Origin of the sequence: Campylobacter concisus (assembly GCF_003048595.2) — a bacterium.
Taxonomy (GTDB): Bacteria; Campylobacterota; Campylobacteria; order Campylobacterales; family Campylobacteraceae; genus Campylobacter_A; species Campylobacter_A concisus_L.
Map to the genome: position 1 here is coordinate 1,437,971 of NZ_CP049270.1, position 14,132 is coordinate 1,452,102.

Annotated in this window: 16 protein-coding genes; 2 read left to right on the top strand and 14 right to left on the bottom strand. The window is 42.2% G+C overall.

Translation table 11 applies throughout. From position 1 onward, the window contains the following. Positions 1 to 4: 4 nt before the first annotated feature. The 13 genes from CVT15_RS07240 to gap all read right to left on the bottom strand — a co-directional run bounded on the left by CVT15_RS07240 (position 5) and on the right by gap (position 11,899). The gene (locus tag CVT15_RS07240; protein ID WP_103576926.1) at positions 5 to 838 is read right to left on the bottom strand and encodes a DNA ligase; all 834 of its coding nucleotides are present in this window, start codon (positions 836 to 838) and stop codon (positions 5 to 7) included. Further along, complete coding sequence (locus CVT15_RS07245; RefSeq protein ID WP_103576925.1) at positions 838 to 1,416, bottom strand: DNA-3-methyladenine glycosylase I; 579 nt, start codon at positions 1,414 to 1,416, stop codon at positions 838 to 840. The genes CVT15_RS07240 and CVT15_RS07245 overlap by 1 nt, the downstream gene beginning before the upstream one ends. Positions 1,417 to 1,425: 9 nt before the next feature. Beyond that, entirely contained in the window at positions 1,426 to 2,484 is a 1,059-nt protein-coding gene (locus CVT15_RS07250) for an NAD-dependent epimerase (protein WP_107898315.1), read from the bottom strand. Positions 2,485 to 2,529: 45 nt separating this feature from the next. Continuing rightward, on the bottom strand, positions 2,530 to 3,243 hold the full coding sequence (locus CVT15_RS07255; protein ID WP_103576923.1) for a DUF4272 domain-containing protein: 714 nt from the start codon (positions 3,241 to 3,243) through the stop codon (positions 2,530 to 2,532). 2 nt (positions 3,244 to 3,245) lie between these two features. Continuing rightward, positions 3,246 to 4,592, bottom strand: a complete 1,347-nt coding sequence (locus CVT15_RS07260) for an FAD-dependent oxidoreductase (protein ID WP_103576922.1) — start codon at positions 4,590 to 4,592, stop codon at positions 3,246 to 3,248. Positions 4,593 to 4,720: 128 nt separating this feature from the next. Next, positions 4,721 to 6,718: a TonB-dependent receptor domain-containing protein gene (locus CVT15_RS07265; RefSeq protein ID WP_103576921.1), complete on the bottom strand. Its 1,998-nt coding sequence runs from the start codon at positions 6,716 to 6,718 to the stop codon at positions 4,721 to 4,723. 325 nt (positions 6,719 to 7,043) lie between these two features. Next, positions 7,044 to 7,403 carry a DUF2625 family protein gene (locus tag CVT15_RS10040; protein WP_230853911.1) on the bottom strand — a complete coding sequence of 120 codons (360 nt, stop codon included), beginning with the start codon at positions 7,401 to 7,403 and terminating at the stop codon, positions 7,044 to 7,046. Further along, a complete protein-coding gene (locus CVT15_RS10045; RefSeq protein WP_230853912.1) occupies positions 7,391 to 7,528 on the bottom strand; it encodes a hypothetical protein in 138 nt (45 codons plus the stop codon). The genes CVT15_RS10040 and CVT15_RS10045 overlap by 13 nt, the downstream gene beginning before the upstream one ends. Further along, positions 7,507 to 7,773, bottom strand: a complete 267-nt coding sequence (locus CVT15_RS10050) for a DUF2625 family protein (protein WP_230853913.1) — start codon at positions 7,771 to 7,773, stop codon at positions 7,507 to 7,509. Before CVT15_RS10050 ends, CVT15_RS10045 begins: the two co-directional genes overlap by 22 nt. A gap of 128 nt (positions 7,774 to 7,901) precedes the next feature. Next, positions 7,902 to 8,720 (bottom strand): enoyl-ACP reductase FabI, encoded by an 819-nt coding sequence (fabI, locus tag CVT15_RS07275; protein WP_103576401.1) that lies wholly within the window; start codon positions 8,718 to 8,720, stop codon positions 7,902 to 7,904. Positions 8,721 to 8,986: 266 nt separating this feature from the next. Further along, entirely contained in the window at positions 8,987 to 9,685 is a 699-nt protein-coding gene (locus tag CVT15_RS07280; protein WP_103576402.1) for a triose-phosphate isomerase, read from the bottom strand. Next, the gene (locus CVT15_RS07285; RefSeq protein WP_103576403.1) at positions 9,682 to 10,884 is read right to left on the bottom strand and encodes a phosphoglycerate kinase; all 1,203 of its coding nucleotides are present in this window, start codon (positions 10,882 to 10,884) and stop codon (positions 9,682 to 9,684) included. Before CVT15_RS07285 ends, CVT15_RS07280 begins: the two co-directional genes overlap by 4 nt. Positions 10,885 to 10,900: 16 nt before the next feature. Next, positions 10,901 to 11,899: a type I glyceraldehyde-3-phosphate dehydrogenase gene (gene gap / locus CVT15_RS07290; RefSeq protein ID WP_103576404.1), complete on the bottom strand. Its 999-nt coding sequence runs from the start codon at positions 11,897 to 11,899 to the stop codon at positions 10,901 to 10,903. Positions 11,900 to 11,978: 79 nt separating this feature from the next. Between gap and nadD the strand changes: the two genes are divergently transcribed. Beyond that, positions 11,979 to 12,860, top strand: a complete 882-nt coding sequence (gene nadD, locus CVT15_RS07295; protein ID WP_103576405.1) for a nicotinate (nicotinamide) nucleotide adenylyltransferase — start codon at positions 11,979 to 11,981, stop codon at positions 12,858 to 12,860. Here nadD and CVT15_RS07300 read toward each other — a convergent pair. After that, on the bottom strand, positions 12,844 to 13,827 hold the full coding sequence (locus CVT15_RS07300) for a YeiH family protein (RefSeq protein ID WP_103576406.1): 984 nt from the start codon (positions 13,825 to 13,827) through the stop codon (positions 12,844 to 12,846). The genes nadD and CVT15_RS07300 overlap by 17 nt on opposite strands. 103 nt (positions 13,828 to 13,930) lie before the next feature. Here CVT15_RS07300 and CVT15_RS07305 point away from each other — a divergent pair, with 103 nt between their 5' ends. Continuing rightward, the gene (locus tag CVT15_RS07305) at positions 13,931 to 14,122 is read left to right on the top strand and encodes a hypothetical protein (RefSeq protein WP_230853914.1); all 192 of its coding nucleotides are present in this window, start codon (positions 13,931 to 13,933) and stop codon (positions 14,120 to 14,122) included. Positions 14,123 to 14,132: the final 10 nt, after the last annotated feature.

Genomic DNA, 14,132 nt, shown 5'->3' on the forward strand with positions numbered 1-14,132 from the left:
AAATTTAATCCTCTCTAACCCTCAAAAATATAGGAAATCTTGGCTTGCCATTAGAGGTTAAATTTTGAAATTTATATGTGATTATGGAGCCTATCTTTGGGGGATTTGTGCGTTGCTCGTCGCTTAGTCCTGAGCCTATTTTAAAGATAGTGCCAGCTTTTGGCTCGCCATCCTTGCCGCCAAGCGCCCTGCAAGTGAGCGAGCCAGCAAGATTAGCGTATTTGCCGCTGCCTTTATTTATGGAGACTACCTCGCACTCGGCGTCTGTAAATTTCTTAAATTTAAGTGCATTTTTGCTTCGTTTTCGCTCATACGGCGCATTTGGCTCACGCACGACTGCTCCCTCTCCACCCTTTACAATAATATCCTCTGTAAATTTTAAAAACTGGGCATTATCACGCATTTTTATCTGTTTTATGATGATCAAATTTTGATTTGGCTCATTTTTTAGAAATTTAGCCAAAACTTCAAGTCTGGTAAGCAAGCCACCACTCGCCTCAGGCACATCAAAAACGTGAAATTTTAGCCTGTTCCATGCCTTTTCGTCTGGCAGCTTATCCATCACGGTAGCTTGAATTTCTTCAAATTTAAGCTCTTTTGCGTAAAGCTCGCCATCAAGTGCAAATTTTGGGAAATTTTTAGTAAAACTTAGCGGTGCATTCAGTTTTTTACCCTGCCTTGAGAGTAAATTCTCTCCGTCCCAGTAGGCACGCACACCATCAAGCTTCTCGCTAGCCAGCCAGCCTGAGACGTTTTGCTCTTTATACTCGCTAAGGCGCAGCAAGTCAAGAGAAAATGCAAAATTTAAAAGGAGTAAAACCGCAAAAATTATTCTGATCAGGCTTTTACCTTGCAAAAACAATAGTCCAGATGATCGTCTACAACGCCCACACTTTGCAAAAAAGCATAGGTGCTAACAGAGCCTAAAAATTTAAACTCTCGCTTTTTTAGCTCCTTTGCCACAAAGTCCGACATAGGCGTAGTAGCTGGCACTTGTTTGACATCTTGATAGTGATTTATGATCTGTTTGCCGTCAAATTTGGGATCAAATTTTCTTAGCAAATGCCCCCACAGATACTCGTAAAAGCTGCCAAATTCTTTGGTTACGGATAAAAATGCAAGGGCGTTTACAGAAAGCGATTTTAGTTTTAAGCGGTTTCTGATCAACCTCTCATTTTGCATAAATTTCGCTATTTCGTCCTCACCGTAAAGCTTGATCTTCTCTGGATCAAAGCCATCAAACGCCTCTCTCATAGCCTCTCTTTTTTGAAGCACCCCATGCCACGAAAGTCCCGCCTGAAAGCCCTCCAGAACTATCATTTCGAAAAATTTTCTATCATCTTTTACGACTTTGCCCCACTCATTATCGTGGTAAGCTATGTCAGGCTCGCCTTTGGCCCATTCACATCGCCTCATCTGCTTTCCTTAAATTTTAACTCCGTAAAACTCGCAATACCACTCGACAAATTTAGCCACGCCGTCGTTTACTTTTGTATTTGGCTTGTAGTCAAAGTCAGCCACCAAATCACTCACATCAGCAAATGTTGCTGGCACGTCGCCTGCTTGAAGTGGGAGAAAATTTTTCTTGATCTCACGGCCGATCTTTATCTCAACTGCCTTGATGTAGTCCATGAGCTCGACTGGGCTATTGTTACCGATATTATAGACCTTAAAAGGCGCTTTTGAAGTGGCAGGATCTGGGTGTTTAGCATCCCAAGATGGATTTGGCTTAGCAGGGTTGTCTATGCATTTAATGATACCCTTTACGATGTCGTCCACGTAGGTAAAGTCGCGCTTCATCTTGCCGTAGTTGAAAACATCGATGCTCTTATCTTTAAGCGCAGCATCAACAAACAAAAATAGTGCCATATCAGGGCGTCCCCATGGTCCATACACCGTAAAAAAGCGAAGTCCGGTCGTTGGCACGTTAAATAGATGGCTATAAGTGTGTGCCATCATCTCGTTGCTCTTTTTAGTCGCTGCGTATAGGCTTATAGGGTGATTTACCGCCTCATGCGTAGAAAACGGCATGTTTTCATTTAGACCATAAACCGAGCTAGAGCTTGCATAGACTAAATTTTTGATCTCATTGTGACGGCAGCACTCGAGGATGTTCACAAAGCCCGTGATATTGCTATCAATGTAAGCTTTTGGGTTTATTAACGAGTAGCGAACGCCAGCTTGTGCGGCTAAATTTACCACTACGTCAAATTTCTCTTTGGCAAAAAGCTCTTTCATTGTCTTTTCATCAGCGAGATCTGCTTTTATAAATTTTAAATTTGGATGCGTTTTTGAGACGATAAGCTTGCCATAATCTATCTCGCTAGTCTCAAAGCCAGCCGTTTTTAGGCGCGCGAGCTTTAAATTTACGTCATAATAGTCATTTATCACGTCATATCCGACAACCTCGTCGCCCCTTTTTACTAGGGCATTTGCAAGGTGAAATCCTATAAATCCAGCTGTTCCAGTTACTAAAATTTTCATATTTTTCCTTTCATTTTTGGCTTATTTTAGTGCAAAAATATAAATTTACGTATTTAGATCAGGGTAGTCCCAAGCGTTAAATTCAGCTTTCAAATCGTCATTTTCCCAACCTTTGCAACATAACCACTCAAGCCCTGCACGTCTTTCCATAACGACCTCTTCGTCAAGTCCAGCAACCTTTTTACCGTTTATCCTTGCGTCCACACATGCCCAGTGGTAGCGATAAACTAGGTCAAGTTTGCTTAAAATTTCATCTAAACTGCGCAGTTTTGAGCGGTTTTTGAGCCCACCCTCTTTAAAGACATCCATTACAAAATCACAGTCGCAAATTTTATCCATTTCACCGATATCTTCAGCTATGCCAAGCGCCCAAAGCAAGATCCAAAGCGACTCATACTTCCAGCCCATATTTACGGCCAAATTTATATCAGCCCTGCCCTCTACGACCTCTTTTTCTTTTACACTTAGATTACCATAAAAATCGCCCAAAAAGTCTTTAGCCCAGGCTATCTCATCTTCACTTAGGTGGCCATTGTCGCGGATAGTGCAAGCACACATAATGGCCGTAAATGAGCAAACCGCACGAGCAATGATCTCATCAACGCTTCTTGGCGTAACTTCACTATTGTCATACCTTAGTGGCAGGCTCTCAAGCACAGCCACACCCTCTTTTTTTAAAATTTTTATACTCTCATCTTTTCTTTGTTGTGCTGTTTTTGGCATATCCGCACCTTTTTTAAAAATATCAAACACTCCCATTTTTATCCAAAAAACTCAGCGTTAAATTTCTCTTCGTTAAAATTTTTACCTAAAAATTTACAGGCTTCGATCATATCAGTTCTTGCTATTTCAAAGCAACTCGTAGCCCCAGGGCTTGGAGTCATATTAAAACTTATGCCCTCGCCTGTGCTTATCTTGCCCTCGCCAAGCTCAAGGCACTTTTTATTACGGTCAATAACTTGCGGTCTTACGCCGCCAAAATTTATAGCATAGCTCAGATCGTTTTCACTTAGGCTTGGCACGATCTTTCTAGCATCTTTTACAAATTCTTTTTTATTGATAAATGGCACTTCAAATAAGAAATTTCTTAAAATATAAGATCTGATGTCGCTATCTTTTAAGAGATTTGTAAAGACTTCAAAGACGTTTTTATCAAATTTTAGGCATTTACAAAAGTCAAAAAAGCTTGAACAGCCGTGGTATCTCTCTAGTTTTGGTATGACTAGAGCTGTTGGTCCAAAGCGAGTGTTGCCGTTAGCTAAGATATCTGGATCGCCATGAAGCGCGGCAAATGGTAGCTTATCGTTTTGCACCATATAAACTTTGCCGTTTAGCAGGCGTTTTTTTGCGAAATAAAAGCTTCCAGCAACGGGCAGCGTGCTAAGATGAAGCCCATAACCCATTTTGTGAGCCAAAAATAGCGAGTGTCCTCCAGCATCTACTACAACGTAGTTTGCAGTGATCACTTCGCCATCATTTATCTTTATGTGAAATGTATCGCCCGCCTTTTTTATATCAGTCACTTCTGAGTTTAGACTGATCTCATAGCCATCTGCGCCTAAATTTATGGCATTTTGCACAAGTGAGTTTGCTAAGCCACCAAAGTCCATTGTCGTAAACTGCCCATTTTGCGTGCCTATGGCGATGATGTTTTCTGGCCTCTCATTGCCATTTGCGTCAAAAACGACGTTTGGCTCGATCTGTTTTAACTTCTCTTTGTCATAAATTTCAAGGTAAGGAAAAAGCTCTTTAAAACTCTCATATCTCTCTTTCATGCGCTCTACTTCGGCATCTCCGATAGCTAGTGCCATTTTTTGATGAGCGAACATATATTTGCCATCAAGATTGTATTTTAGGGCATATTTTACTGGCATATTTGCCACACGAGAGACTTTTTTTGCTTTTTCTAGCGTGTAGTTTGTCTCGATATCGCCACAATGAATGGTTTGTGAGTTACCTTTGCCGTTTGAATTTAGAGTAGCTACGCCGTCATATTTTTCTAAAAGTGCAACCTTTTTTATATCACTAAATGCAGCCAACTCGTAAAAGAGCGCCGTTCCACTAATGCCTGCTCCGATAATTACCACTTCAAAGTGCTTCTGCCTCATTTTTTCTCCCAAAAAAGTTTAGTCGCCAAAATGATACTATATTAATTTTAAAACAAACAGCATGGTGAAAAAAGCTAGAATTTTTATATAAAAGAGAAATTTGGCAAGGCTTTCACCTTGCCTTGAAGTTAAAATTTATAAGATACGTTTACTTTGAAATTTCTACCCGGCTCCCAGTCTACATAGTCTGGATTGCCTGTATAATCAGCCATTCTTTGAGACTGCGAAGCATAAGTTTTATTAAAGAGGTTGTAAATTCCAGCATTTATCTCAAGTCCTTTAAATTTACCGCTACTTGGCGTATAGCTAGCGTAGATATCGCTAACTGCATAGCTTGGTATCTTGGCATTTTCATTATCGCTAGCTGATATGGTATTTTTTGAAGCGAAGTAGATTAGGTTGTAGCCTATTAGCGTATCAATGCTAGAAAATGCATACTCTGCATTAAATGTATATTTGTCGCCCTGATCGCGGTAGCCAATGACGTTTGAGGTATAGTAACTAGTGGCACTTTTAGCAACCCTATCTTTATATTTTACATTTTGATGAGTGTAGCTAGCAGCTAGGCTTAGTGCGTCTAAATTTAGCCTTGCAAGTAGCTCAACGCCACTTATATCAGCACCACCAGCGTTTTTTCTAGTCATGATCGGATTTGTTCTACCACCTGCTGCGTTGTTATCGACTATTAAATTTTTATATTTTGTCATGAAGTATTTTGCAGAGAGGCTGTATGAGCTAGCTTCACTTATATCCCCATGGTATTTAAGGCCAGTTTCATAGCTATTGCCAGTTGTAGGTTTCAGATCTTTGTTAGCTTCCCAGCTTCTGCTTCCGCCTGCCATCATAGACTCCATGACGTCAGGTCCTCTAAAGACCCTCGCATAGCTTGCAAACGCATGTAGCCCTTTAAGGATCTCATAGTCAAGCGCAAGCGCTGGGGTAAATTCGTTAAATTTATAGGTATAACTCTTTACATTTCCGGCTCTGCCGTCGTAACTTTTTAGCTCATGACGAGTGTATCTGATGCCTGGAGTAACAGTTAACGAACTAAAATTTAGCGCATCTTCTGCATAGATTGAGTAGTTATTTACCTTTTCAGGATAGTGATTATTTGGCTTGTTAAAATTTTTACTTTGGTAAAACTCAGCACCATATCTAAATGTCTGCGTCAAAGCGCCGGTCTCGACTATACTCTTAGCCTTTGCATTTATGCCGTTTGTCTTTACGCCTAAAATTTTTAAGACTGGGTCATCTTTTTTGTGCTCGGTGTTGTATACTGTTACATCTAAATTTAGAAGATCACTTGGTTTGTACTCATATTTTAGCGTTGTAGTATCACGTTCATATTTTCGGTTATCAACAGGAAATTGACCAGTGTACCAGCTGCCAAACTCGGCTCTCATAGGATACATGCCCTTAAATTCATTGTGCTCTCTTGAAATAGAAATTCTATGCGCATCAAGGAAGCTGTACCCAAGCTTTAAAAGATAGCTAAGGTCATTTCCGTCACCGCCTATCTTTCTTTTATTACCGCTTTTGCCGTAGTCGTAGCCCTTGTGATTAATAGCGGCTATAAAGTCGAGCCCATCAACTGGAGCCGTAAAGAGCATAAGACCTTGAGAAAATTCGCTGTTATTTGAGGCGTAGCCTGTCTTTATCTTTGCACCGATGATCTCACCACTTTCTAGCAAGTCTTTTGCGTCAACCGTTTTAAAGGCGACCGAGCCACCAAGTGCGCCTGAGCCATTTACTACTGACCTTGAGCCAACTTCGACATCAACGGCTTTTATAAGATCTGGATCGATTAGTAAGTCAGCGTTGTGGTGAAATGTATTTCCGTTTTGTTTAGCACCATCTATCGTGATATTTAGACCGCGGTCGCTAACGCCTCTCATGTAAATTTTTTGGTTCATGCCGTTTGTGCCGCCCACATAAACGCCAGGGATGTCTCTCATCACGTCTTTTGCTAGGCCAGCATTTCTGGTTGAAATTTTGATGTCATCAACGCCATATCCGCCACTGCTACTTGTTACCTCAACTCCGCTTAATACGCTCTCGTCTGCCCCATTTGCACAAACTGCTATGCTTGCTGCAAGAGAGAGTTTAAATAAGCTTTTAAATCTCATATTTCCTCCTATTTTGGTTATTAAAATTACTATTTCAATTTTATGGCATAATTTTGAGATTGAATATTATAATTTTAAGTATAAATTTTGGATAAATTTTTGAGTTTTTTGGTAAAAATATAAACTATTTTTAAATTTTAATTATCTAATAAATTAATTAAATATCGAGATAAACAGCTAAATTAAATAATTTTATCAAAGTAATAAATAAGGTTAATTTTTTTAATAGAAAAATTATTATAAGTATAAAAAAATTCTTAAATTTTTGTAGATAATTTTTTTATCAAGAGAGGCTTAAGAAATTTAAAAATAAATTTTTACTTTTTTAGCGCTCAGAATTGTTTTTATAAACACTCTTAAGTAGATTATGAAAAAATTTTATAAATTTTAAATAAGGTAGAGCGAAACTCTTGGATCTAATGGAAGCATCATATAAATTTATTAGACGCCCCTTGAAGGCAAAATTGAAATATTCATTCATGCAAATAATATCTTTTTTCATATCTTTTAGCCTTAGACTTATGTTGGTGTCTTGCCAAAGTATCGGCAGTAGTACAAATATCATCCTATCAAGGCTAAAATTTTTCACATCTTCACGCCAGTCATCCCAGTGGTAAAGCTCATAAAATTTCGATATTTCCCCACAAAGCGCTAAGTAAAAACCGCAAGTAGCTAAGCTGCGCATCTTCCCATTTGCCGCTTGTCTGGCACGCAGTAAAAGACGTTGCCAGCTTTGCCACCAAAGGCGACGCCATTTAGCAAGAAAAATTTATCCAAAATAACGTTTGTCACGAGTAAGTTGCTAGGCATATGCTCTTCTTCACTAAAGCTCTTTCAAGATTAAATCTATAAATTCCATACTTCATCTGCTCGCATCCTGAGCCAAGCATACACAGCCAACCTTCATCCATCACGATGCCACCGCACCCATAAACAAGCGCTCCCATCGGTGAGCAAGTAGCTACCTGAAGCCCTAAAAGCTCGCTTTGCGCCCTGCTCTCATCACGCAGTAAAATTTCACCCATTTTTAGCTTATTTAGCCGTTCTTCGACCAAGCTCCCAAGCCTGGCTCATTTGCATCTATAAGCTCATCTAAAGCTCTCATTGCGAATTCTTGCGATAAATTTGATTAAATTTAAAAGAAGATTTTGGCGAGTCACCCCGCCAAATTTGTATTAGAGGATTATTTTGCATCCCAAGCTAGGATCGTGTTGCCTTCGGCGTCGGTAGCCACATCGCCCATGCCCATGATGTTGTAGCCGCAGTCTACGTAGTGAACCTCGCCTGTTACGCCGCTAGCTAGGTCGCTAAGCAGATACATCGCGCTGTTACCGACGTCTTCGGTAGTAACGTTGCGTTTTAGCGGGCTATTTACTTCGTTGTAGCGTAAAATCATCCTAAAGTCGCCTATTCCGCTTGCGGCAAGTGTTTTGATAGGACCTGCACTGATCGCATTTACACGGATGTTTTTAGCGCCAAGGTCATGTGCTAGGTAGCGAACTGAGCTCTCAAGTGCTGCTTTGGCAACGCCCATTACGTTGTAGTGTGGCACAAATTTTGGTCCGCCAAGGTATGTAAGAGTTAGCACCGAACCGCCCTCTTTTAGCACTGGCAAAACCGCGCGAGTAAGGCTTAGTAGCGAATAAACACTAGTGCCCATCGCTATATCAAATGCCTCTTTTGTCGTATTTACAAACTCGCCTTCTAGCGCTTCTTTTGGTGCGTAAGCCACTGCATGCACGACGAAATCTATCTCGCCAAGGTCTGCTTTGATACGATCCGCAAGACCGTCAAGGTGAGCTGGGTTGTTTACGTCAAGCTCATAGACGAATTTGCTCCCAAACTCCTCCGCGATTGGCTCTACGCGCTTTTTAAGAGCGTCATTTAGATATGTAAACGCCATTTGCGCACCTTGATCGTAACAAGCTTTTGCGATGCCGTAAGCTATTGATTTAGCATTAGCAACGCCGACGATAAGGCCCTTTTTTCCTTTTAAAATCATTATTTCTCCTTTAAAATTTGCTTGGCTTTTGAGCGCTTTTTGGTAATTTTGTTAAAATTTTGCTTGGCAGACCATCCGTATAACCTACACAAATTTTAACTGCAAAGCCACAAAAATCAACTCAAAATCCTTCGCAATTTGAAATTTATAAATTTACAAAATTCAATAAAACACCAAATTTGATAGCGGCAGTATCGCGAAGCTAGACTAGGCGGCTTAAAATTTTGCGACGGGAGTTACCATATAGGTAATGACCGAGCAAAATTTTAAGACAACGAAGTATAGCGATGCGAGTGGGCGCGTATAAGCTCTAAAAACTTTGAGGCGTCCCAGCTTGCCGTACCCACTAACACCCCATCGCAACTCGCAATACTCGCTATCCCGCCGATATTTGCGACATTTACGCTTCCGCCGTAAAGTAGCGGCGCGCTCGTCTGCTCGCGGATGAAATTTAAAACTCCTTCAATCTGCTCCGCATTCGCACTCTTGCCCGTACCTATCGCCCACACGGGCTCGTAGGCGATCAGCAGCCGCTCGTAGCCAAGGTCGATATTTTTTAGCTGTTCCGCCAAAAACTCCTTCGTGCCGCCAGCTTCGTTCACGCTCAAATTTTCGCCAATGCAGTAGACGATCTGCCAGCCCGCCTTTACGGCAAAATCAAATTTAGCTCGCAAAAGCTCCTCACTCTCGCCAAGCTCGCGTCGTTCGGAGTGCCCGATCAGCACGCTTTTTACGCCAAACTCGTCCAGCATCGCCTTACCGATCTCTCCGGTGTGAGCGCCGCTTTCGCATGGGTAGAAATTTTGCGCGCCGAGTTTAAATTTATGAGCCGCGCCATCAAGCGCGCTAAACGGGGGGAATACCGTCACGTCGTCGTTTGCGCTTAAATTTGCGTCTAAAATTTCAGCGTATTTAGCAAAGCTAGCTCTCGTGTGATTGCACTTCAAATTTGCTAAAAACCTCACTCCGCAGCCTTTCTAAGCGGTTTTATGCCAGGTAGCTCCTTGCCCTCGATAAGCTCCAAGCTAGCACCTCCGCCCGTGGAGATAAAGGTCATCTCGTCGGCGTCTCCCGCGCGCTCGACGACGTCGGCCGTATCGCCACCGCCAACGACCGTAGTCGCGTGAGTGTCGATGATAGCGTGGCTCATTTTGATGCTACCTTTGCTAAATTTATCCATCTCAAAAACGCCCATCGGCCCGTTCCACCAGATGGTTTGCGCGTCGGCGATGACCTCTTTAAAGAGCCTAATCGACGCCGGTCCGATATCTAGCCCCATCCAGCCGCTAGGTATTTCTTGGGCAGGGACAAATTTCACGGCGCTTTCGGCCGAAAAGGTCTGAGCCGCGACGACGTCTACTGGCAGGTAAATTTTAACGCCGAGCTCCCTGCCCTTGCGTAAAATTTCGCGCGCGTCCTCGATGAGATCCTCTTCGAGCAGCGAATTTCCGATATTTTCACCCATTGATTTTAAAAACGTAAACGCCATACCGCCGCCGATTATCAGCTTATCCACGCGCGGAAGCAGGTTGTGCAGGGCTTGTAGCTTGCCGCTAACCTTACTACCGCCCACGACCGCCACAAACGGACGTGCCGGGTGTTTGATGAGATTTTGAGCGAAATTTATCTCTTTTTGTAGCAAAAATCCCGCCGCTTTGTGCTTCTCGTCGTAAAATTTAGTGATCGCCTCGACCGAGCTGTGAGCTCTGTGACAAACGCCAAACGCGTCGTTTATGTAAAATTCGCCGTATTTAGCGAGCTCGGCGGCTAACGCCTCGTCGTTTTTGGTTTCGCCCTTTTCAAAGCGCAAATTTTCAAGAAGTAAAATTTCGCCCGGTTTTAGCGCGGCGACTTTAGCTTTAGCATCCGCGCCGACGACGTCCTCGGCAAATATCACGTCTCTATCAAGCAGCCTTGAAAGCCTCTTTGCCACGCCTCGTAGCGAAAATTTCTCCTCAAAGCCGTTTTTAGGTCGCCCCAAGTGACTAGCCAAAACCACGCTGCAGCCGTTATCTAGGCAGTAGCGGATAGTAGGGATCGCCGAGCGGATACGGCGGTCGTCGGTGATGTTTAAAAACTCGTCCATCGGCACGTTAAAATCGCACCTTATAAAGACTTTTGCGCCGTTAAGCTCAAGGTCGTTTATCGATAAAATTTCACTCATTTTTCACCCTTTAAATTTACTTTGTAGCCACGATCTTAGCAAGATCTACAAGCCTTGTTGAGTAGCCCCACTCATTATCGTACCACGCAAAGACCTTCACCATATCATCAGCGATGACCTGCGTAGTGTCGCTCGCTACGATACTGCTGTATGCGCTCGTGCAAAAGTCGCTGCTAACTCTGTAATCGTCATCGACAAATAAAATGCCCTTTAAATTTGACTCCGCAGCCGCTCTAAACGCCTCGTTTATCTCCTCTTTGCTAGCAGGTCTTTTTAAAACCGCTGTTAGATCGACCATAGAGACGTTAGCGACCGGTACGCGCACGCTTTGTCCGTGCATCTTGCCGCTTAGCTCGGGAAGTACTTTTGCGATCGCCTTTGCGGCTCCGGTAGTTGTAGGCCCGATATTTAGGGCCGCAGCGCGCGAGCGGCGGAAGTCTTTAGCCTTTACGTCGACTAGGCTCTGACCGTTGGTGTAGGCATGGATCGTGGTCATGAGCCCTTTTACGATGCCGAATTTATCGTTTAGCACCTTTGCCACTGGAGCTAGGCCGTTTGTGGTGCAGCTTGCATTTGAGACGATCGCTTCGCCTGCGTATTTATCGTCGTTTACGCCGACTACAAACGTAGCCGTGTCGTCTTTTGCCGGAGCGCTCATGACGACTTTTTTGATGCCGCGAGCAAGATATGGCTCACATTTTTCAGTGGTCAAAAACTTACCCGTACACTCCAAAACCACGTCTGCGCCGTAATCTGCGTAGCTAAGCTCGTTTAGATCCCTTGTTGAAAAAACTCTTATCTTTTTGCCGTTTACTTCTATAAAATCATCGTTTATCACCTTAACGTCTTGCTTAAATTCGCCGTGTACGCTGTCGTATTTGAGCAGATAGCGCGTCATGTCGCGCGTCGCCGTGTCGTTGATAGCGACAAGCTCAACGTCGTTTCGCTCTAAAATAATACGAGCAGCGCACCTGCCGATACGCCCGAAGCCGTTTATTGCTACTTTAACTGACATCTTAGCTCCTTTTGATATAATTACGCCTAATTCTACAAAAAAGAATTTTAAAACAAATATAAACAAGGCACTTTAATAGATGAAGTTAGCACTTTTTGGCGGGAGCTTTGATCCGGTTCATTTAGGACATGATAGTATTGTGAAAATGGCACTAAGCGGCCTAGATATCGACAAGCTCATCATCATGCCAACTTTTATAAGTCCCTTTAAGAGCGAATTTTCAGCTCCACCAGAACTTCGCATAAAGTGGATAAGAGAAATTTGGGGCAGACTAGAGAAAGTTGAGATATCAGACTATGAGATAAATTTAGCTCGCCCGGTGCCTACCATAGAGACGGTCAAGTATTTGTATGAGAAATTCAAGATAGAAAAATTTTATCTCATAATAGGCGCGGACCACCTAGCCACGCTTGATAAGTGGCACGGCTACGAGGAGCTAAAAAACTTAGTGCAGTTTGTGATCGCCAAGCGCAATCACATAGAAATTCCACAAAATTTACAAAAAATGGACGTGCACGTGGATGTTAGCTCGTCGCAGATCAGGCATCAAAAAGGGTTTGATGAGCTGCCTAGCGAGATAAAAGATGAGATTATAAATTTTTACCAAGGATACAAAATGCAAGAGAGATCGATGCAAGAGCGCACCGAAAGTATAGTTAAGGTTTTAGACGCAAAAAAGGCTGAAGAGATACAAGTGTTTGATATGAGTGGAGATGATTATTTTGTAAAAACCGTAGTTATCGCTACAACGCTTGGCGAGAGGCACGCCTACTCGCTGGCTGAGGATCTAAAAGAGGAGCTTAAACCTATTGGAGAGAAATTTATAGGGACTGAGAGCTCGCCTGATTGGATCGTGATGGACCTTGGTGACATTTTGATACATCTTTTAAGCCCAGCTTACAGAGCAAAATACAACATCGAAGAGTTTTTGCAAAAGCTAAAAACTAGCAAAGAGTCTTAACAAAAACAAGCGAAGAGCAAATAAGCCATAAAAATATAAAAAATGCTAACAAAAATGGCTTTTTGCCAGTCGCTTTAAAAATGCTTCTATCTATCCCAAATCCCAAAGCACACATCGCAATGCAAAGGCAGATGCTAGCAACCAGCTTTAAAATTTGCACCAAATTTTCAGGGAAAAATGGCAAAGATCTAACGCAAATCGCCACTAGGAAAAACAGCGCAAACCATGGAATACTCTTTAGTTTTGAGCCACCGCTATTTTGGCTTAAATTTAAGAAATTTAGCAAAAACAAAAATGGCACAAGCATGATTACGCGAAGCATTTTTATGATGACGGCGGTGCTGCTTGCTGTGCCGTCAAATGCTGCTGAGGCTGCCACTACATGAGCTACTTCGTGAAGTGAGCCGCCGATAAAAAAGCCAGTTTGTTGCGGCGTGAGAGCTAGAAAATTGGCGATAAATGGATAGATAAGCATACCAATCGTCCCAAAAAGTACCACCGTACAAATGGCGATAGCAAGCTTGTTTGCGTCTGCTTTTATCTCATTTTGGGTAGCCATGACAGCAGCTGCGCCACATATGCTAGCCCCTGAGCCAATGAGCACAGCGCTATCCTTGCTAAGCCCCAAGGCTTTGGCGGTAAAAAGCGCAAAGCAAAAGGTCGCAAAAACCATAAAAGCTGCGTATATAACGCCAAGAGTGCCGACACTTGTGATCTCGCCAAGACTTATGTTAAAGCCAAAAAGTATGATACCAAGCCTTAAAATTTGCTTCCCAGCGATCGCTACGACGCCACTACTTTTTAAAATTTGAGTCTGTTTGGTAAAAAGATTTGCAAAAATGGCGCCTAAAATGATAGAGATGATGAGCGGGCTGGTATGAAATTTAGCTAAAAGTGTGTTTGAGAGTGCAAAAGAAATGATGCATATGAGCGCTAGAATAAGCACAGCAAGAAATTTATGAGACATATTTTAACCTTAATCTATTTTTTAAAAATGCAATTAGCACGTTTGGGTATAATTAGACGAATTTTATAATGCAAATTTAAAATAAAGATAAAGGGATAGGACTATGATCATCCTTGGCGAAAAATATGCTTTTACCAGCCTAGAACTAGAAAAGCTTAGAAAGAAATTTGGTCAAGTAAATTTTTTATCCCATGAAAATAGTGACGCAAAAGCCTTGCGAAGCGCACTAGAAAATCTCATAAAATCAGGTGATCAAAGGCTTACTTATTTACATCTTAATATAACATATAAATAAAAAATTTACC

Excerpts from the sequence above, each read along its gene's own strand:
- CVT15_RS07245 (WP_103576925.1), bottom strand. The coding sequence starts at position 1,416 with ATGAGGCGATGTGAATGGGCCAAAGGCGAGCCTGACATAGCTTACCAC.
- CVT15_RS07250 (WP_107898315.1), bottom strand. The coding sequence starts at position 2,484 with ATGAAAATTTTAGTAACTGGAACAGCTGGATTTATAGGATTTCACCTT.
- CVT15_RS07255 (WP_103576923.1), bottom strand. The coding sequence starts at position 3,243 with ATGGGAGTGTTTGATATTTTTAAAAAAGGTGCGGATATGCCAAAAACA.
- CVT15_RS07260 (WP_103576922.1), bottom strand. The coding sequence starts at position 4,592 with ATGAGGCAGAAGCACTTTGAAGTGGTAATTATCGGAGCAGGCATTAGT.
- CVT15_RS07265 (WP_103576921.1), bottom strand. The coding sequence starts at position 6,718 with ATGAGATTTAAAAGCTTATTTAAACTCTCTCTTGCAGCAAGCATAGCA.
- CVT15_RS10040 (WP_230853911.1), bottom strand. The coding sequence starts at position 7,403 with ATGCGCAGCTTAGCTACTTGCGGTTTTTACTTAGCGCTTTGTGGGGAA.
- CVT15_RS10045 (WP_230853912.1), bottom strand. The coding sequence starts at position 7,528 with ATGCCTAGCAACTTACTCGTGACAAACGTTATTTTGGATAAATTTTTC.
- fabI (WP_103576401.1), bottom strand. The coding sequence starts at position 8,720 with ATGATTTTAAAAGGAAAAAAGGGCCTTATCGTCGGCGTTGCTAATGCT.
- CVT15_RS07285 (WP_103576403.1), bottom strand. The coding sequence starts at position 10,884 with ATGAGTGAAATTTTATCGATAAACGACCTTGAGCTTAACGGCGCAAAA.
- gap (WP_103576404.1), bottom strand. The coding sequence starts at position 11,899 with ATGTCAGTTAAAGTAGCAATAAACGGCTTCGGGCGTATCGGCAGGTGC.
- nadD (WP_103576405.1), top strand. The coding sequence starts at position 11,979 with ATGAAGTTAGCACTTTTTGGCGGGAGCTTTGATCCGGTTCATTTAGGA.
- CVT15_RS07300 (WP_103576406.1), bottom strand. The coding sequence starts at position 13,827 with ATGTCTCATAAATTTCTTGCTGTGCTTATTCTAGCGCTCATATGCATC.
- CVT15_RS07305 (WP_230853914.1), top strand. The coding sequence starts at position 13,931 with ATGATCATCCTTGGCGAAAAATATGCTTTTACCAGCCTAGAACTAGAA.